Source organism: Sulfitobacter sp. F26169L, assembly GCF_026410285.1.
In the GTDB taxonomy this organism is placed as follows: Bacteria; Pseudomonadota; Alphaproteobacteria; order Rhodobacterales; family Rhodobacteraceae; genus Sulfitobacter.
Map to the genome: position 1 here is coordinate 207,218 of NZ_JAPMLP010000003.1, position 25,126 is coordinate 232,343.

30 protein-coding genes are annotated in these 25,126 nt (G+C 58.0%); 6 read left to right on the forward strand and 24 right to left on the reverse strand.

What is annotated here, in order from left to right; translation table 11 throughout:
- Positions 1-2: 2 nt before the first annotated feature.
- The 12 genes from OS189_RS07815 to OS189_RS07870 all read right to left on the reverse strand — a co-directional run bounded on the left by OS189_RS07815 (position 3) and on the right by OS189_RS07870 (position 8,049).
- A complete protein-coding gene (locus tag OS189_RS07815) occupies positions 3-401 on the reverse strand; it encodes a DUF5333 domain-containing protein (protein ID WP_267166736.1) in 399 nt (132 codons plus the stop codon).
- Positions 402-515: 114 nt separating this feature from the next.
- A complete protein-coding gene (locus OS189_RS07820; protein WP_267166737.1) occupies positions 516-848 on the reverse strand; it encodes a hypothetical protein in 333 nt (110 codons plus the stop codon).
- 256 nt (positions 849-1,104) lie between these two features.
- Positions 1,105-1,512, reverse strand: a complete 408-nt coding sequence (locus tag OS189_RS07825; protein WP_267166738.1) for an MAPEG family protein — start codon at positions 1,510-1,512, stop codon at positions 1,105-1,107.
- Positions 1,513-1,516: 4 nt separating this feature from the next.
- Entirely contained in the window at positions 1,517-2,812 is a 1,296-nt protein-coding gene (gene nuoF / locus OS189_RS07830; RefSeq protein ID WP_267167012.1) for an NADH-quinone oxidoreductase subunit NuoF, read from the reverse strand.
- Between the two features lie 5 nt (positions 2,813-2,817).
- Positions 2,818-3,042 carry a DUF5337 family protein gene (locus tag OS189_RS07835; protein WP_267166739.1) on the reverse strand — a complete coding sequence of 75 codons (225 nt, stop codon included), beginning with the start codon at positions 3,040-3,042 and terminating at the stop codon, positions 2,818-2,820.
- Between the two features lie 15 nt (positions 3,043-3,057).
- Positions 3,058-3,876 (reverse strand): helix-hairpin-helix domain-containing protein, encoded by an 819-nt coding sequence (locus OS189_RS07840; RefSeq protein WP_267166740.1) that lies wholly within the window; start codon positions 3,874-3,876, stop codon positions 3,058-3,060.
- Positions 3,877-3,913: 37 nt separating this feature from the next.
- Positions 3,914-5,119: an NADH-quinone oxidoreductase subunit E gene (locus OS189_RS07845; protein ID WP_267166741.1), complete on the reverse strand. Its 1,206-nt coding sequence runs from the start codon at positions 5,117-5,119 to the stop codon at positions 3,914-3,916.
- Positions 5,120-5,200: 81 nt separating this feature from the next.
- The gene (locus tag OS189_RS07850; protein ID WP_267166742.1) at positions 5,201-6,427 is read right to left on the reverse strand and encodes an NADH-quinone oxidoreductase subunit D; all 1,227 of its coding nucleotides are present in this window, start codon (positions 6,425-6,427) and stop codon (positions 5,201-5,203) included.
- Positions 6,424-6,552, reverse strand: a complete 129-nt coding sequence (locus OS189_RS07855) for a hypothetical protein (RefSeq protein WP_267166743.1) — start codon at positions 6,550-6,552, stop codon at positions 6,424-6,426. Before OS189_RS07855 ends, OS189_RS07850 begins: the two co-directional genes overlap by 4 nt.
- On the reverse strand, positions 6,552-7,157 hold the full coding sequence (locus OS189_RS07860) for an NADH-quinone oxidoreductase subunit C (RefSeq protein WP_267166744.1): 606 nt from the start codon (positions 7,155-7,157) through the stop codon (positions 6,552-6,554). The genes OS189_RS07855 and OS189_RS07860 overlap by 1 nt, the downstream gene beginning before the upstream one ends.
- Positions 7,154-7,693 carry a NuoB/complex I 20 kDa subunit family protein gene (locus tag OS189_RS07865; protein WP_267166745.1) on the reverse strand — a complete coding sequence of 180 codons (540 nt, stop codon included), beginning with the start codon at positions 7,691-7,693 and terminating at the stop codon, positions 7,154-7,156. Before OS189_RS07865 ends, OS189_RS07860 begins: the two co-directional genes overlap by 4 nt.
- Positions 7,684-8,049 (reverse strand): NADH-quinone oxidoreductase subunit A, encoded by a 366-nt coding sequence (locus OS189_RS07870; RefSeq protein WP_267166746.1) that lies wholly within the window; start codon positions 8,047-8,049, stop codon positions 7,684-7,686. The genes OS189_RS07865 and OS189_RS07870 overlap by 10 nt, the downstream gene beginning before the upstream one ends.
- Positions 8,050-8,289: 240 nt before the next feature.
- Here OS189_RS07870 and OS189_RS07875 point away from each other — a divergent pair, with 240 nt between their 5' ends.
- Positions 8,290-8,892 carry a class I SAM-dependent methyltransferase gene (locus tag OS189_RS07875; RefSeq protein ID WP_267166747.1) on the forward strand — a complete coding sequence of 201 codons (603 nt, stop codon included), beginning with the start codon at positions 8,290-8,292 and terminating at the stop codon, positions 8,890-8,892.
- Between the two features lie 83 nt (positions 8,893-8,975).
- Here OS189_RS07875 and OS189_RS07880 read toward each other — a convergent pair whose 3' ends face one another.
- From OS189_RS07880 to OS189_RS07910, 7 genes are all read right to left on the reverse strand, one after another.
- A complete protein-coding gene (locus OS189_RS07880; RefSeq protein WP_267166748.1) occupies positions 8,976-9,758 on the reverse strand; it encodes a crotonase/enoyl-CoA hydratase family protein in 783 nt (260 codons plus the stop codon).
- A 31-nt stretch (positions 9,759-9,789) separates the two neighbouring features.
- Positions 9,790-10,644, reverse strand: a complete 855-nt coding sequence (locus OS189_RS07885; RefSeq protein ID WP_267166749.1) for a hydroxymethylglutaryl-CoA lyase — start codon at positions 10,642-10,644, stop codon at positions 9,790-9,792.
- 78 nt (positions 10,645-10,722) lie between these two features.
- Entirely contained in the window at positions 10,723-11,388 is a 666-nt protein-coding gene (locus tag OS189_RS07890; RefSeq protein ID WP_267166750.1) for a glutathione S-transferase family protein, read from the reverse strand.
- 87 nt (positions 11,389-11,475) lie between these two features.
- Complete coding sequence (locus OS189_RS07895; protein ID WP_267166751.1) at positions 11,476-11,646, reverse strand: hypothetical protein; 171 nt, start codon at positions 11,644-11,646, stop codon at positions 11,476-11,478.
- 84 nt (positions 11,647-11,730) lie between these two features.
- Positions 11,731-13,668: an acetyl-CoA carboxylase biotin carboxylase subunit gene (locus tag OS189_RS07900; protein ID WP_267166752.1), complete on the reverse strand. Its 1,938-nt coding sequence runs from the start codon at positions 13,666-13,668 to the stop codon at positions 11,731-11,733.
- A 50-nt stretch (positions 13,669-13,718) separates the two neighbouring features.
- Positions 13,719-14,135 (reverse strand): ASCH domain-containing protein, encoded by a 417-nt coding sequence (locus OS189_RS07905; RefSeq protein ID WP_267166753.1) that lies wholly within the window; start codon positions 14,133-14,135, stop codon positions 13,719-13,721.
- 10 nt (positions 14,136-14,145) lie between these two features.
- Complete coding sequence (locus OS189_RS07910; RefSeq protein ID WP_267166754.1) at positions 14,146-15,750, reverse strand: carboxyl transferase domain-containing protein; 1,605 nt, start codon at positions 15,748-15,750, stop codon at positions 14,146-14,148.
- A gap of 145 nt (positions 15,751-15,895) precedes the next feature.
- Here OS189_RS07910 and OS189_RS07915 point away from each other — a divergent pair, with 145 nt between their 5' ends.
- Positions 15,896-16,492: an OmpW/AlkL family protein gene (locus OS189_RS07915; RefSeq protein WP_267166755.1), complete on the forward strand. Its 597-nt coding sequence runs from the start codon at positions 15,896-15,898 to the stop codon at positions 16,490-16,492.
- A gap of 29 nt (positions 16,493-16,521) precedes the next feature.
- Here the strand turns inward: OS189_RS07915 and OS189_RS07920 are convergent, their stop codons facing one another.
- Positions 16,522-18,042: an AMP-binding protein gene (locus OS189_RS07920; RefSeq protein ID WP_267166756.1), complete on the reverse strand. Its 1,521-nt coding sequence runs from the start codon at positions 18,040-18,042 to the stop codon at positions 16,522-16,524.
- Positions 18,042-19,205 carry an isovaleryl-CoA dehydrogenase gene (locus OS189_RS07925; protein WP_267166757.1) on the reverse strand — a complete coding sequence of 388 codons (1,164 nt, stop codon included), beginning with the start codon at positions 19,203-19,205 and terminating at the stop codon, positions 18,042-18,044. Before OS189_RS07925 ends, OS189_RS07920 begins: the two co-directional genes overlap by 1 nt.
- A 133-nt stretch (positions 19,206-19,338) precedes the next feature.
- Here OS189_RS07925 and OS189_RS07930 point away from each other — a divergent pair, with 133 nt between their 5' ends.
- On the forward strand, positions 19,339-19,809 hold the full coding sequence (locus tag OS189_RS07930; RefSeq protein WP_267166758.1) for a pyridoxamine 5'-phosphate oxidase family protein: 471 nt from the start codon (positions 19,339-19,341) through the stop codon (positions 19,807-19,809).
- Positions 19,810-19,868: 59 nt separating this feature from the next.
- On the opposite strand, the gene OS189_RS07935 is transcribed toward OS189_RS07930, so the two are convergent.
- Positions 19,869-21,065 (reverse strand): DegT/DnrJ/EryC1/StrS family aminotransferase, encoded by a 1,197-nt coding sequence (locus tag OS189_RS07935; RefSeq protein ID WP_267166759.1) that lies wholly within the window; start codon positions 21,063-21,065, stop codon positions 19,869-19,871.
- 3 nt (positions 21,066-21,068) lie between these two features.
- Entirely contained in the window at positions 21,069-21,740 is a 672-nt protein-coding gene (locus tag OS189_RS07940; RefSeq protein WP_267166760.1) for an HAD-IA family hydrolase, read from the reverse strand.
- A gap of 144 nt (positions 21,741-21,884) precedes the next feature.
- Between OS189_RS07940 and glmU the strand changes: the two genes are divergently transcribed.
- From glmU to OS189_RS07955, 3 genes are all read left to right on the forward strand, one after another.
- Positions 21,885-23,237 carry a bifunctional UDP-N-acetylglucosamine diphosphorylase/glucosamine-1-phosphate N-acetyltransferase GlmU gene (gene glmU, locus OS189_RS07945; protein ID WP_267166761.1) on the forward strand — a complete coding sequence of 451 codons (1,353 nt, stop codon included), beginning with the start codon at positions 21,885-21,887 and terminating at the stop codon, positions 23,235-23,237.
- A gap of 86 nt (positions 23,238-23,323) precedes the next feature.
- On the forward strand, positions 23,324-23,881 hold the full coding sequence (locus tag OS189_RS07950; RefSeq protein ID WP_267166762.1) for a pyridoxamine 5'-phosphate oxidase family protein: 558 nt from the start codon (positions 23,324-23,326) through the stop codon (positions 23,879-23,881).
- Positions 23,874-24,551, forward strand: coding sequence for a DNA alkylation repair protein (locus tag OS189_RS07955; RefSeq protein ID WP_267166763.1), 678 nt, complete (start codon positions 23,874-23,876; stop codon positions 24,549-24,551). The genes OS189_RS07950 and OS189_RS07955 overlap by 8 nt, the downstream gene beginning before the upstream one ends.
- Before the next feature lie 29 nt (positions 24,552-24,580).
- Here OS189_RS07955 and OS189_RS07960 read toward each other — a convergent pair whose 3' ends face one another.
- Positions 24,581-25,105: a hypothetical protein gene (locus OS189_RS07960; RefSeq protein ID WP_267166764.1), complete on the reverse strand. Its 525-nt coding sequence runs from the start codon at positions 25,103-25,105 to the stop codon at positions 24,581-24,583.
- Positions 25,106-25,126: the final 21 nt, after the last annotated feature.

The following is a 25,126-nucleotide window of genomic DNA, read 5'->3' on the forward strand; positions in this document are numbered from 1 at the left end:
TATCACTTTATCCTCAGCAACGAGCCGATGCGGCTCGATTTTTGAATCTCTTTGCGCCCCAATGCGCAATAGCTTTGCGGGTCGGACGCCACAACCCCGTTGGCGTTCATATATGCCTCGCCCTTGGCGCGCATCCGCGCCTTTTCCTGATCCGAGTCGGCGTATGCGTCAATCTCGTCGTCCGTAAACCCCAGCGAGCGGGCGTGCGCACGCACCGATCGGTAAAGCGATAGTGCCTTGATGACGCGCGCCGAAATGTCAGGGCACTTCTTTCGTATCTCGTCAGCTACAGCAACATCAAAAACTGCATCATCGACCGCGCGCACATCGCGCAGGTTTTGTTTAGCCGAGACCCCGCCGGCGGACATCACAATGAAAAGGGTGATTATCAGGTTACGCATATGTGCTCTCCTCAAATGCTTTTACGGGCTATTGCCCTTGTCGGCATGTGGGTCGGGATCCCTTTGTTATGCAATAACAGCGCGCACCCGGCGGGATACACACTAGCGGTTGGATTATCGTGCGTCGGGGCATTGTCCCTGCAAGGTGAGTGTATCTTTGTCGATGGAAAGCTGCGCTTGGGGGGCATCGGGTCCCGCCGTCCAGATGATATCGGAACTACCAAAAAGGTTGACGCAATGAACCACCGCTTCATAGCGGCCCGCTTCACGTGCGCCCAGCAATGACTTTGAAACAGGCTTTACCGTGACTGTGAACTGGTCGAGCTGGCGGTCGATCTTGCGCAGTTTTGCATTGTAATATTGACCGTCGAAAAAGATACGGTCTTCGGCCGAGGTGCAGCCTGCAAGAAGCCCTGCGCACAGCGCAATACCTGTCCAATTGTTCATCACCGTCTCCTCCACACGCAGCCGTGCGGCTAATTACGTAACTTTGTGCCTGTTATTGCGCAAATTATCAGGCAGGGCCAGTGCTTCTTCGTTCTGTAATGTTTTGCGATGGCGCCACACTAATGCGATGCTCAAAGCCCAATGCAGCGCAGCCATTTGCCGCACGATCATTAGTAATGCCGAGAAAGACCATGTTCGATAGATCGCTCACCAGCCTTTGCGCGCCCCTTCGCGAGAAATATACCAACATGACAGCTTAGAATGCCGCGATCACTGCCAGAACAGCAGTGATGATGATGCAGAACCAGCCAATAACATACGACACAGACCGCATCGCCTGATTTTCTGTACGAATGTGAACGAACGCCATCACCAGACGGGATACCAGAAAAACCGATGCAAGGATGTTTACCATTAGCGGGGATGCCCCTGCCAACATCGCGGCCAGTGTAGCGGCAACATAAGGACCAGAAGTTTCGACCGCGTTCATAAATGCGCGCTCGCTGCGGTAAGCCGGATCACTATAGTCCCGCTTTGGCTTACCACAGCCACACCGGTTTTCGGCGGTCCGGCCCCGCGTGCTATTCAGCGACAGCCCGACCACAAGCAAAGCCCACAGGGCGAGCGACGCGATGGCGTGACTATATTGCGCAAATTGGTCCAACCCCCTACTCCGCAGCGACAGAGCCGACGCGGCCCGTGCGTTTATGGGCAATCCGCTCTTCGATCTCGTCACGGAAGTGTCGGATCAAACCCTGAATAGGCCAAGCGGCAGCGTCGCCAAGAGCACAGATTGTGTGGCCCTCTACCTGCTTGGTCACGTCCAGCAGCATATCGATCTCTTCCGGTTCTGCATCGCCCCTTACCAAACGCTCCATCACCCGCATCATCCAGCCCGTGCCTTCACGGCAAGGAGTACACTGGCCGCAGGATTCATGCTTGTAAAACGCGGCCAGACGCCAGATCGCCTTGATCACATCGGTTTGCTTGTCCATCACAATCACTGCTGCGGTTCCAAGGCCCGAGCGCTGTTCGCGCAAGTAATCGAAATCCATAATCGCGTGGCGCATCTCGTGGCCGGGAATCAGCGGGACCGAACTACCGCCCGGAATAACCGCCTTAAGGTTGTCCCAGCCGCCGCGAATACCACCGCAATGTTTTTCGATCAGTTCTTCAAAACCGATGCTCATCGATTCTTCGACAACACAGGGGTTATTCACATGCCCCGAAATCGCGAACAGCTTGGTTCCCGCATTGTTAGGCCGACCAAATCCCGCAAACCAGCCACCGCCACGGCGCAGGATTGTCGGCACAACCGCAATGGATTCGACGTTGTTCACAGTGGTCGGGCAACCGTACAGGCCCGCACCCGCCGGAAACGGCGGTTTCATGCGAGGCATGCCTTTTTTACCCTCAAGGGATTCAAGAAGCGCGGTTTCTTCACCGCAGATGTAGGCTCCCGCACCATGTGCGAGGTACAAATCAAAATCCCAGCCTGACTTGGCTGCGTTCTTACCCAACAGACCTGCATCATAGGCTTCGTCGATTGCAGCTTGCAGCGCTTCTTTTTCGCGAATGTATTCGCCGCGGATGTAGATGTAACAAGCATTTGCGTTCATCGCAAAGGACGCGATCAGGCACCCTTCGATCAATGTGTGCGGATCGTGGCGCATGATTTCGCGGTCTTTACAGGTGCCCGGCTCGGATTCATCGGCGTTCACCACCAGATAGCTGGGCCGACCATCAGACTCTTTGGGCATGAACGACCATTTCAGGCCCGTGGGGAAACCCGCACCGCCCCGCCCGCGCAGACCGGAAGCTTTCATCTCGTCGATGATCCAGTCGCGGCCCTTTTTAATGATGTCCGCCGTCCCATCCCAATGGCCCCGTGTTTGCGCACCCTTCAAGGTGCGGTCATGCATGCCGTAGAGGTTGGTGAAAATCCGGTCTTTATCTTGCAACATGGTGCTCATCCGTCTTTCTCAGATTGGCGCAAACGCCACATTCTGAATGCTTGTATAAAGACCCATAGAAACACGGCAGCGATGCCGAGCTCCAACAGGCCCATTGTTTGGTTTGACCATCCATAGATAGTCCCTGCAGCTTCGATTGCTATAAAAGCAAACGCGCCCACAACACTTACGATCGCAAGGTGTCGCCCGTTGCGTGACAGTTGATCATCGTTTTCCGCCACGAACTGCTCCCTGCTTTATGTCTTTTTCTTCTTCTTCGAGAACTCCGTCTCGCCGCCCTTGGCCAGTATTTTAGCCTGCGACATCCAGCCGTCCCGCTCTATCCGGCCCTTAAAACGCAGGTTTTCATCCACCCACGCGATGTCTTTCTTCTTCCACTTTGAAACCTGGTCAAAGTGATAGACCCCAAGATCATTCAAAGTCTGTTCAAGCTTGGGACCAACGCCGCTGATCAGCTTGAGATCATCTTTCCCTTCGGGGCGCGGCGCGGCAAGCATTGTTTCCGGCTTTTGGCCACTTGTTTTCGCTGCTGGCTTCGTCGTAGCTGCTGATGCCGTCGCTCTGCCAGCATTTGGCTGTTTTTGAGCAATTACCGCAGGTTTCGCAGCATTTTGTGCCTCTTTGACGCTTTCACTTGGCCCGTCAGCGATCCCTGAGCCTTGCTGTACTGCATTAGCTGTCTGGCTGAATGCAGCAGATGACGTAGTGTTTGTGCCTGCTTTTGTACCCGCTGCTGCTCGTTTGGGGGATCTCGTTCCAGCCGCCGTATCTACAGCTTTATTATCAGGCGTTGTGATCGTATCGGATGCAGCGATGCCTGCCGCAGCCCCCTCTGGAATGGCAGACGCAAAACCGATTGCTCGGGAGCGTCCATTGCAGAATGCGTTATTGAGAATAATTCCCAACCCCACGCCAATCAGGGCACCAAGCAGCAAAGAAAGTGAAAAAACGGCGTTTGCGCTCCAGAAAAGAAAAGCAAACGAAAGCGCGCCTGTCAGAGCCGCAATGCTCCAACAAATCATGCCACACTTTGTGCTGTTCTCTTTCATCGCCATCTCAGAAGCCTATCTGCCAGCCCGATCCCGTCAGCCGCTAGTTATACCGACCGTCTTTACCCGCTTTCGTAGAAAATTCGGTTTCTTCACCGCGTGCCAGTTTACCCGCTTGTTCTACCCAGTTGTCACGTGATGCACGGCCCTTGAAGCCTTCAAGGTTCCGGTCAACCCACGCAAGCTCGTCCTCACCCCATTTAGCGATCTGGTCATAGTGGTAAAAGCCCATGGAGTTTAACAGGCCTTCAAGTTTTGGTCCAATACCCTTGATCAGCTTCAAATCATCTGCACCGGCTTTGCGCGGCGCGCTCATGGTGCGGGGCTTCTTGCCGGCGCGCGGGGTCTCTGTGCCGGACTCTGCCTTTGCATCAGTCTTCGGTTCCGGTGCGGGTGTGCCGCGTGCAGGTTTGGCTTTGGCTTCCACCTCGGGCGCTTCGCCTTTAACTTCCGACACCTGATCAGATGCGACACCACGCTTGCGGTCGACTTCCGGATCGTCGCCTCGTTTGGCAGGAGGCTTCTCGCCTGTGTTCGCAGCTTTGCCCTGCCAAGGCGTCAACAACGGCACCTCTGTACCATCGATCCGTTTGACCGTATCGCCTATGTCCGTCGCCAACTGCACTGACGCGTTATATCGGGTTTTTCCGCTATCATATTCGGTAAGCGAAGTCAGCCCGCCAAGCGGTTCGGAGGCATAACGGCCATTTTGCGGCCCCGGAACGGGAACGTTGCCAGCCGCCAGTTCATCAAGAATTCTGGTAAAATTCTCGGCAGTCAAATCCTCGTAATAATCCTTGCCGATCTGCGCCATCGGCGCGTTGGAACACGCGCCCAGACATTCCACTTCTTCCCACGAAAACTTGCCATCCGCGCTGAGTTCGAACGCTTTGGGCGCAATTTTTTCGCGACAAACACCGATCAGGTCTTCTGCGCCGCAAATCATGCAGGACGTGGTGCCGCAAATCTGGATATGGGCCACCGAGCCGACCGGCGCGAGTTTGTACATGAAATAGAACGTCGCCACTTCAAGACCGCGGATATAGGCCAGATCCAGCATGTCGCAGACATATTCGATTGCCGGACGGGTCAGCCACCCCTCCTGCTCATGCGCGCGCCACAACAGCGGGATAATCGCCGATGCCTGACGGCCTTCGGGATATTTGGTGATCTGCACTTCGGCCCATGCCTGATTGTCAGGAGTGAAGGCGAAGGACTCGGGTTGTTCAGGGTGGAGACGGCGGAGCATCGGATCAGGCTTTCGTACTTGCGGAGGCGGCAGATACCTCCGGAGGGAGTTTAGTTGGAAAAATGATGAAGGGCGACAGAATCAACGATCGACCTCGCCAAACACGATGTCCATCGTACCGATGATTGCAGCGACATCGGCCAGTTGATGGCCCTTGGCGAGATAATCCATCGCCTGCAAGTGCAGATATCCCGGCGCGCGCAGTTTGGCGCGGTAGGGTTTGTTGGTGCCATCCGCCACCAGATACACACCGAACTCACCTTTGGGAGCCTCGACGGCTGCGTACACTTCACCAGCCGGCACGTGGAAGCCTTCGGTGTAAAGCTTGAAGTGGTGGATCAAACTCTCCATGGATGTCTTCATGTCCGACCGTTTGGGCGGAGTAATTTTACCACGGGCAAGGATATCGCCCTTCCCTTCCGGAGCGCGCAGTTTTTCGATGGCTTGCAGCATGATGCTCGCAGACTGGCGCATTTCCTCCATGCGGACGAGATAGCGGTCGTAGCAATCGCCATTCACCCCTGTTGGGATCTGGAAATCAAATTCGTCATAGCACTCATAAGGTTCCGCGCGGCGCAAATCCCACGCAAGGCCTGAACCGCGTACCATCACGCCGGAGAAGCCCCAATCGGAAATATCCTGCTCGCTCACCACGCCGATATCGACGTTGCGCTGTTTGAATATCCGGTTTTCGGTCAGCAGCGTGTCAATGTCGACCATAAACCCGCTGAGGAATTTATGGGTCCACGTTTCGATATCATCCAGCAGCGCCTCAGGCAGGTCCTGATGAACACCACCGGGACGGAAATAAGCCGCATGCAACCGGGCTCCGCAAGCACGTTCGTAAAAGATCATCAAATCTTCACGCTCTTCAAAACCCCAGAGTGGCGGGGTGAGCGCGCCCACGTCCATCGCCTGCGTGGTGACGTTCAGCAGGTGCGACAGGATGCGGCCAATCTCGGAGTACAGCACACGGATGAGGCTCGCGCGGCGGGGCACCTCGACGCCGGTGAGGCGTTCGATGGCCAAACACCAGGCATGTTCCTGATTCATCGGCGCCACGTAATCCAGGCGGTCGAAATACGGCAGGTTTTGCAGATAGGTCCGGCTCTCCATGAGCTTTTCGGTGCCACGGTGCAGCAGACCGATATGCGGATCACAGCGCTCGACAATCTCGCCGTCCAGTTCCAGCACCAGACGCAAAACGCCGTGGGCCGCAGGGTGTTGCGGACCGAAGTTGATGTTGAAATTCCGGATTTTCTGCTCGCCCGTCAGAGCGTCTTCGAAACCTTTGGTGCCGTCCATCATGTGGAAGCCTCCGTTAAAAATCCACCAATGGTGGATTGGCTAGGTTTTTTAAAAAGGGGAAATGAAGCCAGTGCCAACGTCAGCGTGGCAATCGACCCACCATACATACCAACCAGCAAATCCATCACTTCGCCGCCTCTTTCTCATCGCCTGGAAGGATATACTCGGCCCCTTCCCACGGTGACATAAAGTCGAACTGGCGGTATTCCTGAACAAGGCTCACAGGCTCATAGACCACCCGCTTCTCCGCCTCGTCATAGCGCACTTCGGTGTAACCCGTTGTCGGGAAATCCTTGCGCAGAGGGTAGCCACGGAATCCGTAGTCTGTCAGGAGGCGACGCAGATCGGGGTGACCCGAGAAGATGATGCCGAACATGTCGAACACCTCGCGCTCGAACCAGTTGGCGCTGGGGTGGATAGCAACCAGTGAGGGTACCATGTCCTCTTCCCGTACGGCCACACGCAGACGAATACGCTGGTTTTGGTACATCGACAGGAAGTGATAAACGACATCAAACCGCTTTGCGCGCCCCATGTAATCAACTGCTGTAATATCAACCAACGAGGTGAAGCGACAGGTTGGATCACCTTTCAAAAATTCGACCAGACCGGCAATATTGGCAAGAGTCACGTCAAGGTTCAGCTCGCCAAAGGATACGTCCCAGCCAAGAACACAATCCGGGCGCTGAGCTTCGATGTGTGCTCCAAGTTCGTTAAGTGCATCGCTCATCTTACAATTGTCCCCGTCCGACGCATTTTGCGTTGCAGTTGCATGATGCCGTACAGCAATGCCTCGGCTGTCGGCGGGCATCCGGGCACGTAGATGTCGACAGGTACAATCCGGTCACATCCACGGACAACACTATAGCTGTAGTGATAATATCCCCCGCCGTTTGCGCAGGATCCCATAGAGATCACATAGCGCGGTTCCGGCATCTGGTCATAGACTTTGCGCAGTGCGGGCGCCATTTTGTTGGTCAGTGTGCCGGCCACAATCATCAGATCGGACTGGCGCGGGGAGGCGCGCGGCGCGGTGCCGAAGCGTTCAAGATCATAGCGCGGCATGGAGGTGTGCATCATCTCCACGGCGCAGCATGCCAGACCGAAGGTCATCCAGTGCAGCGAGCCGGTGCGCGCCCAGTTGATCAAATCCTCTGTTGAGGTCAGCAAAAATCCCTTGTCCTGCAAAGAGGCGTTCAGGTTTTGCGTGGCGACATCACGGTCCATGCCAGCAGTGGCCGGACTGTTTGTAGACGTTACTGCCATTCGAGCGCCCCTTTCTTCCATTCGTACGCAAAGCCTGCGGTCAGCACCGCAAGGAAGAACATCATAGACCAGAACGACACCATCGAAATGTCGCTAAACGCCACAGCCCAAGGGAACAGGAAGGCGATTTCAAGGTCAAAAATGATGAACAGAATCGCCACCAAATAGAATCGCACATCAAATTTCATCCGCGCATCGTCAAATGCGTTGAATCCACATTCGTACGCCGACACTTTTTCGGGGTCCGGATTGCGCACAGCCAGCACAACGGCGGCAAGCAGCAAGGCGAGGCCGAGACCGATTGCTACAGCCAGAAAAATAAGGATCGGCAGATATTCCATAAGCATATCGTCCAAGGGTGGCTCCTTTCTTGGATGGCGTGGGCATCTCGCCCTGCTTGACGCTTTGTATGGGGTTTAGCCGTGCGGCGGCACGGGGTCAACGGGAGGAAGGGCGGAAAGGTAGTGCCAACGCGTGGCAGATAGCCGCCCCGACACCAGAAATCCGCGCAAAGTCGGTTTTCGAACCTATAGCATTGCGAAGAAACCGGATAGACAGGCCCCACTGTGCATCCGAAACAACTGACGACACCTGCCATGAAACAACTTGATCAAGAATTACGGGTTGATTTTATCAGCGGCGCGGTTGCTCACCGGCTTCGCTTTGGCGGGGGACGCGGGCAGGCTTTGGCGCGCGCGATGGGATTGCAGGCCGGCAAAACGCCAATGGTCGTCGATGCCACGGCTGGACTGGGGCGCGATGCGTTTTTGCTGGCATCGCTTGGCGCGCAGGTCACGCTGATTGAGCGATCGCAGAAAATGCATAAACTGCTGGCGCAAGGCATGAAGCAGGCCTTTGACGAAGGCGGCGTATTTCGAGACATTATCAACCGCATGACCCTTCTGGAGGGCGATGCAAAGGATTTGCTGCCTGATCTGCGCGGAGAGGCCATTCTGGTTGATCCCATGCACCCGCCACGCAAAAATACGGCTTTGGTCAAGCGCGAGCTGCGTCAGGTCCGCGAAATTGTGGGAACCGATGAAGATGCGGTAGAGTTGATGCGCGCAGCCCTTGCGCACGCGCGCAACCGTGTGGTGCTGAAATGGCCAGCCAAGGCCGATCCGATGGCTGGGATACGGCCGCGCTCGCATGTCATTCAGGGAAAATCAACGCGTTACGATGTGTTTATGATATCGTGAGGCTCTTCCCTCGGGTTTAGAAAAGCAACGACAACGGGCTGCAACGAAATCGGAGTGCAAGGCCCCGCCCACACATTTCCGCGTTAAACCACCCATGCAGCTTTGCGTTTTTCAAAGAATGCGCCGATGCCTTCGGCAGCCTCTTCGGTTTCCCAGCGTTCGGCCAGTGCGGCGATCGACATGGCAACGGCTTCTTCCGTCGCGGCACCGCCCAAATCCTGCGCCAGCTTTTTGGCGGCGGCCACGGCACCGGGGGCGCAGGCAAGATACGGCACAACTTCGCGCTCTATGGCGGCATCCAAGTCATCCTGCGGCACAGCACGCGACAGCAAGCCAAGCTCCACCGCTTCATCCGCGCCGAACACGCGACCGGACATAAACACCCGCCGCGCGCGTCCCTCACCCATACGGGCGATTACGTAGGGGCCGATGGTGGCGGGGATAATGCCCAGCTTTGTCTCCGTCAGCGCCATTTTCAGGCTATCCACGCCGATTGCCACATCACATACAGCGGCCATACCCACACCGCCACCAAACGCATTGCCCTGCAATCGCCCGATAAGCGGCTTGGGCAGACGGTTCAACGCCCCCAGCATGGTTGCCAGTTTTCCTGCTTCTGCTGCGCGGGTTGCAGCGTCCATGCCCATCTGCTCTTGCATCCAGCCCAGATCGCCGCCCGCGCAAAACGTGCGCCCCGCTGCGGCCAGCACCACAACCCGAACGGAGTTGTCGCCCGCCAGATCGGCGGCAGCTCGGGTCAAATCTGCCAGCATCTGCGCTGACATTGCGTTGTGTTTTTCTTCCCGCGCAAGGGTCAGGGTCGCGACACCGCGACTGTCTGTTTCAACGGTTATGGTTTCAAACATTTCTGATGGTCCTTAAAATCGAAAAGCGGGATCAACTGCGCATGGCACGCGCCATGTCGGCAGCTTCGTTAATCACATCAAGGTCAAGCCCTGTGTCATAGCCCAACTGCGCCAGATGGGCAGCCACGGCTTCGGTTGCGACATTCCCCGATGCGCCCGGCGCATAGGGACAGCCGCCCAACCCCCCGACAGCAGCGTCAAATACCCGCACCCCAAGGCTGAGCGAGGCATCGATATTGGCAAGCGCACGACCGCCCGTATCATGATAGTGCCCCGCCAGACGGCCCACAGGCACCACTTCACGCACTGCCAGCAACATCCGCGCGATACTGTCCGGCGTTCCAGCTCCGATAGTGTCCCCCAGCGATACCTCGTAACAGCCCATCGCAAACAGCTTGTCGGCCAGATCTGCAACAGCCTGCGGCGCAACCGGCCCGTCATAGGGGCATTCAACCACACAGGAAATATAACCGCGCACCGGCAAATCGATATGCCGCGCTTCCTCCAGAATAGGCACAAACCGCTCGATGCTTTCAGCTATCGAAGCGTTGATGTTCTTCTGGGAAAACCCCTCCGACGCGCTGGCAAAAATCGCGATCTCGTCCGCGCCTGCGGCTATAGCATCGCTATAGCCACGCATGTTGGGGGTCAGGGCGGCGTAGCGCACGCCATCCTTGCGCGTGATTCCCGCCAGCACCTCGGCCGAGCCCGCCATTTGCGGCACCCATTTCGGAGAAACAAAGCTGGCACATTCAATCCGCGAAAAGCCGGCCTTGCTCAGTCGGTCCACCAGCGCAATCTTCTCTGCAACAGGAATATCGCGTGCTTCGTTTTGCAAACCGTCCCGCGGCCCCACCTCGAAAATTTCACATGGTCCCAGGTTCATAACGCTCTCTCCGAAATTATATATCTCAAGACTGCACTGTTATCCGCGCGCATGCACCCCTTTTATGACGCAACACTTTCAATTCCGGTGCGCAGACGCGTCCCAAGGTGCGAAAAAGGTTTGTGTAAAGATCGCGGCATCGCCGGGTAATGATGCCTTAAATGCTGTCCGCGCAGTGATCCGCGCGTACCAGTCCGCCAGCGCGCCAAACCCGTCCAAATGGGCAAAAAAGCGCGCAAGATAGACCGCCTGACCCACCGAAACATCTGCCGCAGAAAATCCGCCATCAAGCAAATGGTCACGCCCCGTCAGCCGTGCCTCCAGCGCGGCATAGCATTTTGTCAGCCGCGCCGCCTCCAGCTGCATCACGATAGGACTGCGCATCGCATCGTCGCGCAATACAACGTGCTGTTGCGTCAGTGCCGCCGCATGCTGGCTGATGGTTTCGGCAAAATGCACCCATACCAGCCACTGCGCGCGTTCGGGATGGCCTGCCGCCCGCCCCAGCACATCTGGCGAAAACCGCTCACACAACACCTGCGTGATTGCGCCTGTCTCGAATATCGTCTCGCCGTCGATCTCCAGCGCTGGCACACGACCCGCAGGGCTTTTTGCCAGATAGGCCGGATCGCGCAGGGATTTGTCAAAGCCACGGGTCTGAACCTCAAACGCGACATCCAGTTCATGTAACAACCACAAGCTGCGCATGGAGCGGCTCTGCGGGCAGTGGTGCAGTGTGATCATGTCCTAATCCTCATTAAATCCGGTGCCCGTTCAGACAATATATTTTTCACCTTCCGCCGTCATCGTTATGAGCGGTGTACACTTCAGTTACCGCGCCATTCCAGCGCACGGCACTGTCTGCGCAACCAGCCGTTCGGGCTTCGGCTTGGCCGGACGCCACTGCCGGTAGATCATGCGAACCCCGCCAAACATCCCCTCCAGCAGCCTCTGCGCCAACGGTCGCCATACAAAAAACGACAGGGCCGCAAACACCGGCATCGCATATCCGAAAGAAAAGGCAAAACGACTAACGACGGCAAGCCCTGCAACCTTCAGAACATGGACCTGCCCGTCGATATGCCCTCACGCGTCTTCGGCCTCCAGCCTGACCAGCGCTGCACCCGCTTCGACCTGATCACCCGCACTGGCCAGAACTTCGGCAACGATCCCGTCACGCGCCGCAAGCAGGCTATGCTCCATCTTCATCGCTTCCAGAATGGCCAGTTTGTCGCCTTTGGCGACTTTCTGGCCAGCGGTGGCAAATACTTCCCGCACCAGTCCGGGCATGGGCGCTTCAATCAGGTTACCATCTCCGTGCGCGCCGGCGGCTTGCAGCAGGGGATCAATGCGGTCAAAAATCAGGCCGTACCCGTCAAAAACCGTAATCCGATTGTTGGCGACAGCAACATCTGCTGCCGGATTGCCGCCAACCTGCCAGTTTTCCCCGACGCGGCGCGCCTCGATCACATCATCCTGCACATGCCAACGCTGGTGATCCGGTCCGACAACCTCGACCTTGACCAGATGATCCTCACCGTCCCAGGCAAGCTGAACCTGACGCAGCATAGGCTCCCAAAGCGTGAAACCCGTCAGTGGTCCTGTTTCCATCAAATCAAGCGCGGCCATTCCTGCCAACGCCACGTGACGGGGCAGAACCGCTGGCACCTGTGTCAGCGCATCAATGTCACGTGCGATCAGACCGGTATCCACATCTCCGTTGCGGAACCCTTCATGCCCCGCAAGCGCGCCCAGAAACGCAAGGTTCGTCACGGTGCCTGCCACTTGCGTTCCCGCCAGCGCCTGACGCAGCCGTGCCAATGCCACGTCACGCGTAGGACCGTGCACGATAACTTTGGCAATCATCGGATCATAAAACGGGCTGATGGTATCCCCCGCCCGCACACCGCTGTCGGCGCGGCACGCTGGATCAAACGCCAGATGCGTCAGCGTACCGGTTGCAGGAAGGAATCCTTTTGGAACGTCCTCGGCATACAGACGCGCCTCAAACGCATGGCCCGTGATCGACAACTCGTCTTGCGCTTTGGGCAGATCCTCACCCGCCGCAACACGCAGTTGCCATTCCACCAGATCAACGCCGGTGATCGCCTCGGTCACCGGATGTTCCACCTGCAAACGGGTGTTCATCTCCATGAAAAAGAACCCGTCGGCCTTCAACCCGTCCGAACCGTCAACGATGAATTCGACGGTGCCAGCACCCTTATATCCAATCGCTTCAGCCGCTTTTACGCCCGCCTGCCCCATTGCGGCGCGCATCTCTTCAGTCATTCCCGGTGCGGGCGCTTCCTCGATAACCTTCTGGTGACGCCTTTGCAGCGAACAGTCCCGCTCGAACAAATGCACAGCCGTTTTGCCATCGCCAAAAACCTGCACCTCGATGTGGCGCGGCTGGCTGACAAACTTCTCTACCAAAACATCCGCATTGCCAAAGGCGGTCTTCGCCTCGGACCGCGCACTCGCCAGAGCATCTGCGAAACCGCTTGCGTCCTCGACCAGACGCATACCCTTGCCACCGCCCCCTGCGACCGCTTTGATCAGTACCGGATAGCCGATCTTGCCCGCCTCCTCCGCCAGCAGATCATCGGACTGGTCGCTGCCGTGATAGCCCGGCACAACAGGCACACCCGCCTCGATCATCAATGCCTTCGCGGCATCCTTCAGACCCATCGCGCGGATCGCGTCCGCAGACGGCCCGATGAACGTCAGCCCCGCCGCGCCGACCGCATCGACAAAATCGGGGTTCTCTGACAGAAATCCATAGCCCGGGTCGATCGCCTGCGCACCGGTATCAAGTGCCGCCTGAATAATCACATCACCGCGCAAATAGCTTTCGGATGGCGCAGAGCCGCCGATATGCACCGCCACATCGGCCAGCGCTACATGCTTGGCCCCCGCATCCGCATCTGAATAAACCGCAACGCAGCGCACACCCATGGCTTGCGCCGTTTCCATCACCCGACAGGCAATCTCGCCCCGGTTCGCAATCAAAATCGTGTCAAACATTCCCGTCCCACTTTCCTACTTTTTTTGGCCTTAAATATCCAATCCGGATCTCAGCCAAAATCCTCGACAACGCAAAAGCGCTCGCACATCAGCATCATGTCCGGCGCGAAACCACCGTTTCGCCGAAAGTACGCCTCATAGGCCGCCCGCCAGTGTGCCAGATCCCGAAACTCGCCCTGTGCCGCGACGAATTCGGCGTCCATATCCTCGAACCCCCGTTTGCGAACCTCCACGGTCTCGATCATCACCGCCGGCGTGCCGTCCCAATTGAGCGCGACATCACGCCGCCCAACCTCGGGCCATGCGTCCTTGCCATTGCCATAGGCTGATGCTGCCTCGCAGGTTGCGGTTTTTGTCCCGCTGCGCACCAGCGCAAGGATTTCGGCACAAAGTTCGGGACTGTCGCCAAACCGAAATGTTTCGGCTTGCGGGTTGGCGTCGACGATCTCTTGCAATGTCTTGCTCATACCGTTTCCCTCACATTCGAAACACGCCGAACTTTGTCGGCTCGATAGGGGCGCACAACGATGCACTTAAACTCAGTGCCAGCACGTCGCGGCTTTTGCGCGGATCGATGATGCCATCGTCCCAAAGCCGCGCAGAGGCATATAGCGGGTGCGACTGCTCTTCGAACATATCGATGGTGGGCTGCTTAAACTTGGCCTCATCCTCGGCTGACCATGTCTCGCCCGCGCGTTCGATCGCGTCGCGTTTGACCGTGGCCAGAACACCCGCCGCCTGCGGACCGCCCATCACGGAAATCCGGCTGTTGGGCCATGTCCACAGGAACCGCGGGCTATAGGCGCGACCGGCCATGCCATAGTTGCCAGCCCCGAATGACCCCCCCACCAGCATGGTAATTTTGGGCACATTGGTACAGGCAACCGCTGTCACCATCTTTGCCCCGTGACGCGCGATACCTTCGTTTTCGTACTTTCGCCCAACCATAAAGCCGGTGATGTTTTGCAGAAACACCAGCGGGATACCCCGCGCCGAACACAGCTCGACAAAGTGCGCGCCCTTTTGGGCCGCTTCGGAGAACAGCACACCGTTGTTGGCGATGATCCCGACGGGGCACCCCTTCACATGGGCAAACCCCGTCACGAGCGTTTCCCCGAAACGCGGTTTGAATTCGTCAAAACGGCTGCCATCCACAGTGCGCGCGATCACTTCGCGGATGTCGTAGGGCGTGCGCAGATCGGCTGGCACTACCCCCAGAATTTCATCGGGATCATAGGCAGGTTCTTCGACGCTTTCCCATTGTACTGTTGTGGGCTTTGCACGGTTGAGATGGCCCACCGCCCGGCGCGCCAGTGACAGCGCATGCGCATCGTCTTCGGCCAGATAGTCGGCAACGCCTGACAGACGGGTATGCACATCACCACCACCCAGATCTTCCGCGCTGACAACTTCACCGGTTGCCGCCTTGACCAGCGGCGGCCCCGCGAGAAAAATTGTGCCCTGCTCTTTGACGATGATCGTCACGTCAGACATCGCAGGCACATAGGCCCCGCCCGCTGTACATGACCCCATCACAACTGCAATCTGGGGAATTCCCTTCGCGCTCATCCGGGCCTGATTATAGAAAATCCGGCCAAAGTGGTCGCGATCGGGAAAAACTTCATCCTGATTGGGCAAGTTCGCGCCACCGCTATCAACCAGATAGATACAGGGCAGATGGTTTTCCTCTGCAATTTCCTGCGCGCGCAGGTGCTTTTTCACGGTGGCAGGATAGTAGGTGCCGCCCTTCACGGTGGCATCGTTACACACGATCATCACCTCCTGGCCCTGCACCGTGCCAATTCCGGCGATTACACCGGCACTAGGCGCCGCGCCGCCGTACAGACCATGGGCCGCAAAGGCTCCGATTTCCAGAAACGGGCTGCCCGCATCCAGCAGGTTCGCTACTCTTTCCCGCGGCAACATCTTGCCACGGCTCAAATGCCGCTCGCGCGACTTTTCGCCACCGCCAAGCGCTGCTGCCTGCGCCGCTTCACGTACTTGGGCCAGAGCCTCCAGATGAGCAGCGGTGTTTGATTTGAACGCCTCGGATGAGGGCAACGCCTGTGACGCAAGTTTCATGGCTATCCTTTCACACTGCACATGCAGAATTTTGGGTGAGTATTTGTTTTTCAACACTTAAGTGTCGGAAATATTGATCCAGATCATGGCCGCGCGCCGCAGCGCAGCGCAAACTGGGGGCGTCAAATCGACAGGAGACAGAATCATGAAGACCACATTTATCGCCCTTGCAATCGCCGCAACCGCCGCGACCTCTGCCGCTGCGCAGTCCCGGGGGGATTTCACACTCGGCTTCGGCATCGGGTCCGTCATGCCGAAATCCGGCAACGGTGTGCTTGCGGGGGGTGACGCCTCTATCGGGAACGATGTACGCCCGACCATCACCGCCGAATATTTCATCCGTGACAATCTGGGCATCGAACTGCTGGCCGCGACCCCGTTCGAGCATGACATCAACATTGCTGGTGTCGGATTTGCCGGCACCACCAAGCACTTGCCGCCCACACTCTCGCTGAACTACCACTTTCCGACAAACAGCGCGTTCAAGCCCTATATCGGTGCCGGTGTGAACTACACCGCCTTCTTTCAGGAAGAATCCCCGCTTGGCACGCTTGAGCTGGAAGACGGGTTCGGCTTCGCCGTTCAGATCGGGATGGACTACCAACTCGCCAACGGCTCTGCCTTGCGCGCTAATCTGCGCTGGATGGACATCGACAGCGAAGCAACCCTGAACGGCGCATCCATCGGCAAGGCCGAGATCGATCCGCTGGTCCTGAACCTCGCTTATGTTATCAAGTTCTGACACTGCGCTATGAACAGACGGGGGCCGCATCACTCTGCGGCCTCTATACGGGCACGCTTTTTCAAATCCCCGCGAATGACCTTTCCGGTCACGGTCATCGGCAGCGCATCCAGAAACTCGATTTCCCTTGGGTATGAGTAGCTTGCCAGCCGTTCCTTAACCCATGCCTGAAGATCGGACGCGCTGGCATCGAAACCCGATTTCAGAACGACATAGGCCTTCACGATCTCGGTGCGCATGGGGTCGGGCTTGCCCACCACACCTACGGTTGCAACCGCCGGATGGGTCAGCAGACAATCCTCGATCTCGGACGGGCCAATCCGATAGCCGCTAGAGGTGATCACATCATCCTCGCGCCCGACAAATCGCAAGAAGTCGCCCTCCCAAATGCCACGGTCACCCGTCAGCATCCAGTCACCGTGAAACTTGGCCGCAGTTTCTTCGGGCCGCTGCCAGTACTCCAACATCATCGTCGCCGCGCCGCGCCGCACGGCCACATCACCTTCGCCGTCTGTGGGCGTACCATCCTCCAGAACTGCCAATTCAAAGCCGGTCACAGGTTTGCCAATGCAGCCAGCGCGCGCAGGGAATGCCGCGCCGCAACTGCTGGCGACCATATTACATTCGGTTTGCCCGTAAAATTCGTTGATATCGACACCGAGCGCGCTGCGCCCCCATGCCAGCATTTCAGCGCCCAGAGGCTCCCCGCCGCTGGCAACAGAGCGCAAACCTGTTATTTCTGCGCCTTCAGCTTTCAGCATCCGCAAAGCGGTTGGCGGAAAGAATACGTTGCGCACGCCGCCCTGCGCGATGATGCGCAGACACTCCGCCACATCAAATTTCGCCATGCGGGCCGCGACCACAGGCACGCCCAGCGCAAGCGCAGGCATCGCCACGTCAAACAAACCGCCGATCCACGCCCAATCCGCAGGCGTCCAGAGGCAATCCCCCTCCTGCCCCAGATAGTCATGGCTGGTCGCGACACCGGGCAAATGTCCTGTCAAAACGCGATGGCCGTGCAGCGCCCCTTTTGGAGTTCCTGTCGTGCCGGAGGTGTAGATGATCACTGCCGGATCGTCGGGTCCGGTATCGGCAAAATCAACCGGTTCACCGGATATGCCGTAGGTATCGGCCTGCAACGGCTCTGCCAGTTCTCCTAGCAATACCGCGCCTTCGGCGTCTGTCAGCACCAGTTCGACACCCGCATCATTGATCCGCGACGCCAGCGCATCGTTCTTAAAGAGTTTGAACAAAGGCACTGATATTGCGCCAATTTTCCAGATCGCCAGATGGGATGCGAGACACCACATACTCTGGCTGAGCAATACGCCGACGCGGTCACCGGGCTGCACACGCAAGAGCAGCGCGCGCGCCAGCCCGTCAGCCATTTCGCCCAGCGCCCCATAAGTGGTATCGTGCCGCGCGCCGCTGGTCACATCAATCACGGCCAGCGCATCGTCGGGCTGGCTCAGGCATTGCTGTGCCATGTTCAGACGCGCCGGAATATCCCAGCGCCCCTGATCGTCCAATCCCGCCAACGCGCGCTGCATCACGACATTGCCGCCATCATTTCGCGTCCCACCAACATGCGCCGCACTTCGGACGTTCCTGCGCCGATCTCCATCAGCTTTGCATCACGGAAGATACGCGCAACAGGGTTGTCAGACAGATACCCCGCCCCCCCCATGGCCTGTACCGCCTGATGAGCCTGAACCATTGCCTGTTCGGATGCATACAAACAGCACGCCGCAGCATCAGCACGGGTCACGGTGCCGCGATCACAGGCTTTTGCCACTTCATACACATAAGCACGGGCCGAGTTCATAGCCGTGTACATGTCTGCCATCTTACCTTGCATCAGCTGGAAGTTACCGATCGGCTGGCCGAATTGCTTGCGCTCTACCATATATGGCATGATCTCATCCAGACAGGCCGCCATCAGGCCCAGACCGATCCCCGCCAACACGACACGCTCGTAGTCCAGACCCGACATCAGGACGCGCACGCCCTTGCCCTCTTCGCCCAGCACGTTCTCGAACGGGACTTCACAATCGTCAAAAATCAGCTCGGCGGTGTTTGATCCACGCATCCCCAGCTTGTCAAAATGCGCGCTGGTGCTGAAGCCTTTCATGGATTTCTCGATCAGGAACGCCGTGATCCCCTTGGAGCCAGCATCCTTGTCCGTCTTGGCGTACACGACCAGCGTATCCGCGTCGCAGCCATTGGTGATCCAGTATTTGTTGCCGTTCAAACGGTAGTGATCATTGCGTTTTTCCGCGTTAAGCTTCATCGAAACAACGTCCGACCCAGCAGATGTCTCCGACATTGCCAGCGCACCCACATGCTCGCCCGAGCAAAGTTTGGGCAAGAACTTCTCACGCTGTTCGTCAGTGCCATTCAGGCTGATCTGATTAACGCACAGGTTGGAATGCGCCCCGTAGGACAGCGATACCGAAGCACTGGCCCGTGCGATTTCTTCGACCGCTACCGTATGCGCCAGATACCCCATGTCGGTGCCGCCGAATTTCTCATCTACCGTCATGCCCAAAAGGCCAAGACCGCCCATTTCCTGCCACAGATCGGCGGGAAACAGATTGTCGCTGTCGATATTCTGCGCCATCGGGCGGACCCGCTCTTGCGCCCAGCGGTGAACCGTTTCGCGCAGCATCTGCACGTCTTCACCCAGATCAAACTGCATGGTGGCATTGAACATTAAGTCTCTCCCTGACTTCGTTTATTGAACGCTTGTTCAATACTGACAGATCACCTGCATTGCGTCAAGCTTTCACGGAACCAAATCAAATCATCAGACGTTTGCCAACAACTGAGATATTTAGGAGATAACCATGTCCGACGACCTGAAGGAAATGTTTTGGGACCGCCTTGAAGATACACGCGCAGGAATGCTTTCGGCAGATGGCGCACCCGCCGTCCCGATGAGCCATCATGCGGATGATGACAGCGGTACAATCTGGTTTATCACTGCAAAGACAACCGATCTGGCTAAAGCGGCGGCGCGCCCTGTGCCCGCGCAGTTTCTGGTAAGCAGTTCAGATGAGAGTCTCTATGCCCGCATCGATGGAACGCTAGACGCGGTAACAGATCGAATGATGCTGGACGAAATCTGGAGCGTTTTTGCCGGCGCGTGGTTTGAGGACGGCAAGGACGATCCCGATATCCAGCTTTTGCGGTTCGCCCCGCGTGAGGCTGAAGTCTGGGCAACAGGTGGCAGCGTCAAGTTCCTGTATGAGATCGCAAAGGCGAACATGACCGATGAGAAGCCCGACGCCGGCGAACATGGCACCATCCGCTTCTGATCCGGCAAAATGGCTACTGCGCGTGCATCCCTACGGTTCGCGCGCGCAGAGGTTTCACACTAACGGGATGCTTGGTACACGCGTGATACCTCTTCACGAATGATCCGTCCGATCTGTGCGCAATCTTCCAGACTGAACGTCAACGGCACCCTCATGTCGATAATACCGGCGAGCACCTGATCGCTTTTTGGCATTGCAGGTGCATTCACGTAGCGCCAGCTGTCATAGCGGCTGGTGAAACCCACCGGCTCTGCCCCGCCAAACCACTTAAGCTCTACCCCGCGCGCGGCGCAGCGCGCGACGGCTTGCTGCACGGCTTCCCCCGTCCAGTCTGGCAGCAAAAACTGGATAGAAGACCCGACAAAGCTTTCCTCGGCCGGTCGTTGGATAACGGTAAGCCCTACCGTACCTGCAACATCGTTTTCAACGGCAAGGTAGCGTTCGTTCCAGCGGGCGCATTGTGTTGGCAGATCAGCCAACTGCGGACGCAGGATCGCGGCGCGCAGGTTATCCATACGGCCTGATATGTTGGGGGTTTCAAAACGGATCGTTTCAAATGTTTCTTTGGGGGGGCCTGCCTGATGACTTTCATACAGCATATAGGAGCCTGAATACATGATCGCGCGCGCCGCGATCTGTGCATCATCGGTTATCAGCAATCCGCCTTCACCGGAATTGATGTGTTTGTAGGTCTGACAGGAATAACAACCAACAGTTCCCCATGTTCCCGATGGTTTGCCTTTCCACGCAGCGCCCATTGTGTGTGCGCAGTCCTCTATCATGGTGACGCCAGCGCGCGCGCAGATATGCATCAGCCGCTCCATATCGCAGATGTGGCCACGCATGTGGCTAAGCAATAATACCGTTGCCTGATCCGCCTTTGCTGCCAGATCATCAAGGTCCAGCACCAGTTGGGGTGTGACGCCCACAAATACCGGCACAGCGCCCACGGCGGCGATTGCACCCGGCACAGGGGCCAGCGTGAAGGCGTTGGTCAGCACCCTATCACCCGCCTTTACCCCGACCGCGCGTAAGGCCGTCGCCATGGCATAGCCACCCGATGCCACCGCAAGGCAGTATTTCGCACCAACACTGGCGGCAAATTCCTGCTCCAGCAGCACGGTTTGCGCAGTTTCACCCGCAACCGTGTTATAGCGATGCAACCGCCCGTGGCGCATGACGGCAACCGCGGCGTCTATCCCCGCTTCGGGGATCGGTTCCTGCTGGGTGAAGCTTCCCTTGAATACATCGCTCATCGCTCAGGCCTTTCCCAACAGATCCTCGACCAGATCGGGCAGATCGGCGTACCGCTCCAGCAATGCCTCCGGCGCCAGGGCGGCCATGTCTCCCCCGGCGGGGCCGAATGTGACGAGGATTGAAGGCACGCCAGCCGCTTTTGAAGTGTTGCGGTCGGTGTCACTGTCCCCCACCAACAGACATTTCGCCGGATCACCGCCTGCGCGGCGCGCGGTTTCGAACAGGTGCTCGGGATCTGGCTTGCGCACTGTCAGCGTGTCGGCGCCCAGCATCGCGGCAAAACTGTCCAGAATGCCCAGCCGCGTCAGCAGCTCACGCGCCAGCCCTTCAGGCTTGTTTGTGCAGATCGCCACCAGATAGCCGCGCAGCTTCAGATCATCCACCGCCGCCATTGCTCCATCATACAGACGGGTATGGGTATCAATATCACGGGCATAGTGATCCAGCAGCGCCAGATAATACTGGTCGATCAACGGATCATCGCCGGGCCGCGCCATTCGCTGCATGCCCAGCCGCAGCATCGCCCGCCCGCCGCGCAGCGCGGTGCCGGCATCTGTGGCAGGGTCTAGCAGGTTGCCCGCCCCCATATCGCGGAAACACGCATTAGCCGCCGCAATCAGATCACCGCTGGTATCGGCAAGCGTGCCGTCCAGATCGAATACAACTGTTTTCATCTTCATCCCCTGATCCATCCGCCACACCGCCTACTGCCCGCCTTGCATCGTTGCAAGCCGCAGACCGGATGCGTCAGCCCACCTTGCGTCGACGCGCCCATCAGTTAAACAGGAAAAATCGAAAAAACGCAGGACGGATACCACATGAAGACAAGCCTGATCATCCTTGCCGCCGGCAAGGGCACGCGGATGAACTCCGATTTGCCAAAGGTGCTGCACGCGGTTGCAGGCGATGCCATGCTGGTTCATGCGATGGCCGCCGGTGCCACGCTGTCCCCTGAACGCACGGTAGTTGTGGCAGGTCACGGTGCCGAAGCAGTCACCGCCGCTGCGCAGTCCTATGACGAAACCGCCACCGTTGTTGTCCAGACCGAGCAGTTGGGCACCGCCCACGCAGTTGAACAGGCAAAAGACGCGCTTGCAGGTTTTGAAGGTACGGCGATTGTGCTCTACGGCGATACGCCGTTTGTCTCACCCGAGACATTGCAAGAGATGATGCGCGCCGCGCAGGATGCAGACGTGGTTGTACTGGGTTTTAAGGCTGCCGATCCGGGTCGCTATGGCCGCCTGATTGTCGAGGGTCAGTCGCTGGAGCGGATTGTCGAGTTCAAAGACGCAACCGAGGCCGAGCGCGCAGTGACCCTGTGCAACAGCGGTGTCATCGCCTGCAATGCGACACTGCTGTTCGACCTGATCTCAGCCGTTGGCAATGAAAACGCCTCGGGCGAGTATTACCTGACCGATGTGATCGGCCTTGCCCGTGCCCGCGGGCTGAGTGCAACTGCCGTTACCTGTGATGAATCCGAAACCCTTGGCGTGAATTCGCGCGCGCAACTGGCCGAGGCGGAAGCCGCATTTCAAAGCCGCGCCCGCGCTGCCCTGCTTGAGAATGGCATCACCCTGCAAGCCCCTGAAACCGTCTATCTGGCCCGTGATACGGCCATCGGGCGTGATACGGTGATCGAGCCGAACGTGGTATTCGGCCCCGGCGTTACGGTAGAAAGTGGCGCGGTGATCCGTGCATTCAGCCATCTGGAAGGCTGCCACGTTTCGCGCGGCGCTGTCGTCGGCCCTTACGCGCGCTTGCGTCCGGGAACCGAACTTGAGGAAAACACCCGCATCGGCAACTTTGTCGAACTGAAGAACACCACCATTGCCGAGGGCGCAAAGGTTAATCACCTTAGCTATATCGGCGACGCCTTTGTAGGGGCGCAGGCCAACGTTGGCGCAGGGACCATCACGTGCAACTATGACGGCGTGATGAAGCACCACACCCACATCGGTGCGCGCTCGTTCATCGGCTCCAACACGATGCTCGTGGCACCTGTTCATGTGGGCGACGGGGCGATGACCGGCTCGGGCTCGGTCATTACGTCTGATGTGGAGCCTGATGCATTGGCGCTGTCGCGCGCGCCGCAGGTCGAAAAACCGGGCATGGCACGCAAACTGCGTGATATTCTGATCGCCAAAAAGGCAAAACAGCAACGCGGCAGCTGACTGGTCCCGATGCACCGTTTCACCGCGCCTGCGGGATCACCCCACAGGCGCGGTGCGTTGAAACGCAAGACAGGAAACGGCGAGAAATGGCCAAACAATTCAACGAAATCACAGACGATCACCGCACTTTCATAGAGGCCCAGCATCTGTTCTTTTGCGGCACCGCCGCGCAGGACGGGCGGGTAAATATCTCTCCCAAAGGGATGGACAGCCTTCGGATACTGGGGCCGAACCGGATCGTCTGGCGCAACTTCACCGGATCGGGCAACGAAACAGCGGGTCATCTGGCGCAGATCAACCGGATCACTCTGATGTGGTGCGGTTTTGAAAAACGTCCGATGATTCTGCGCGTCTACGGCAGTGCGCGTATTCTTCATCCCCGCGATGCGGATTTTGAAACGCTTGGCGCACTATTTGCGCCCGCACTCGGTGCACGGCAACTGTTTGATGTGCAGATCGAGATGGTGCAATCCAGTTGCGGTTATGCCATCCCTTTTTTTGACTACTCAGGCGAACGTGACGTGCTGACCCAATGGAACGACACCAAGGGCCAGAGCGGCATCGAAAGATACTGGGACGAACGCAACCGCACAACAATAGACGGGATGCCGACACACATCCTGCCCGAGGACAAAGATGCATAAAGAATACCTTGCCGCCCTTCAGGCGCTGGCCGATCCCGACCGCGCGCAGGACATGCGCGCTTATCACAAGGTTGATCGCGAATATCTGGGTTTGACAAATCCGCAGTTGAACGACCTCACGAAAGAGTGGCGCGATACGCTGGACATCGACACGCGCGTGGCTGTTGCAGACGGGCTGTGGCGCTCCAACATCTTTGAAGGCCGCATTGCCGCCGCCAAGCTGATGACCCAAGCGCGCATGCGCCCCGACGACGAGGCCGCATGGCAGCTGATCGCCACCTGGTATCGCGATTTCGACAGTTGGGCGATTGCCGATCACGCCTGTATGGCGGGGCAAAAACGGCTGCTTGCAAATCCGTCCCGCATCGACCGCGTCGAGGGTTGGACCCGATCAGAGCATATGTGGACCCGCCGCGCAGCGTTGGTGATCACTTTGCCCTGGACCAAACAGAACAACCCGAAACCAGCCGATCTGGAGGTGCGCGAGCGCGTTCTGGGCTGGGCCGCGAGCTATGCCGCTGATCCGCAATGGTTCATTCAGAAAGCTATCGCATGGTGGCTGCGGGACCTTAGCAAGCACGATCCAGTGCGCGTGAACACCTTTATCGCGCAGCATGGCGATGCGATGAAACCCTTTGCGCGCAAAGAGGCTGTTCGCCTGATGAAATGACGCAAGGGGCGTAGCAAAACTGCTCTCCCCTAGCTTCCCAGCGTTACTTCCAACTGTGCCAGTTCCGTCAGCGGTGCTTCGATCAGGCGCATCGCTGGTAGCGAAATGCGACTGCCGCCAGAAGCGGGGCCATCAATCGGGATCAGCTTCACAGCAGATGATTTTCCGTTGGCCTTGTTGGTCACCCGGCCGCTTGTCTCGGTCTTGACCAGCGGGGTTTTCAGCCAGAACCCCGGTTCGGTCGGACTACCCAGACTGGCAACCGTTGTTCCCAGCAGTTTCGAACTTGCCGCAGGAGCAGCCGGTGCGGCGGCCTGCGCGCGCTGCGCGCTTGTGGTTGTGTCCAGCGCCTCTTGGGTTTTGGCGGCCTTTGGCGGTGGCGGCGCGGATGTCAGCACCGGATCGGCGTTGACCGCTGCCACCTCGGCTTGGCTCGCGTCCGCCTCGGCGACAGGTGCAACAGAATCTTCGGGTTGCCCGCTCCCAAGCTGCGCACAAGCGCTAAGCGTGAGGGCGGCGGTGATCGCGGTGAGTGGCGTTGTAATGCATTTCATACCGGCAACGTAATTCAGCTT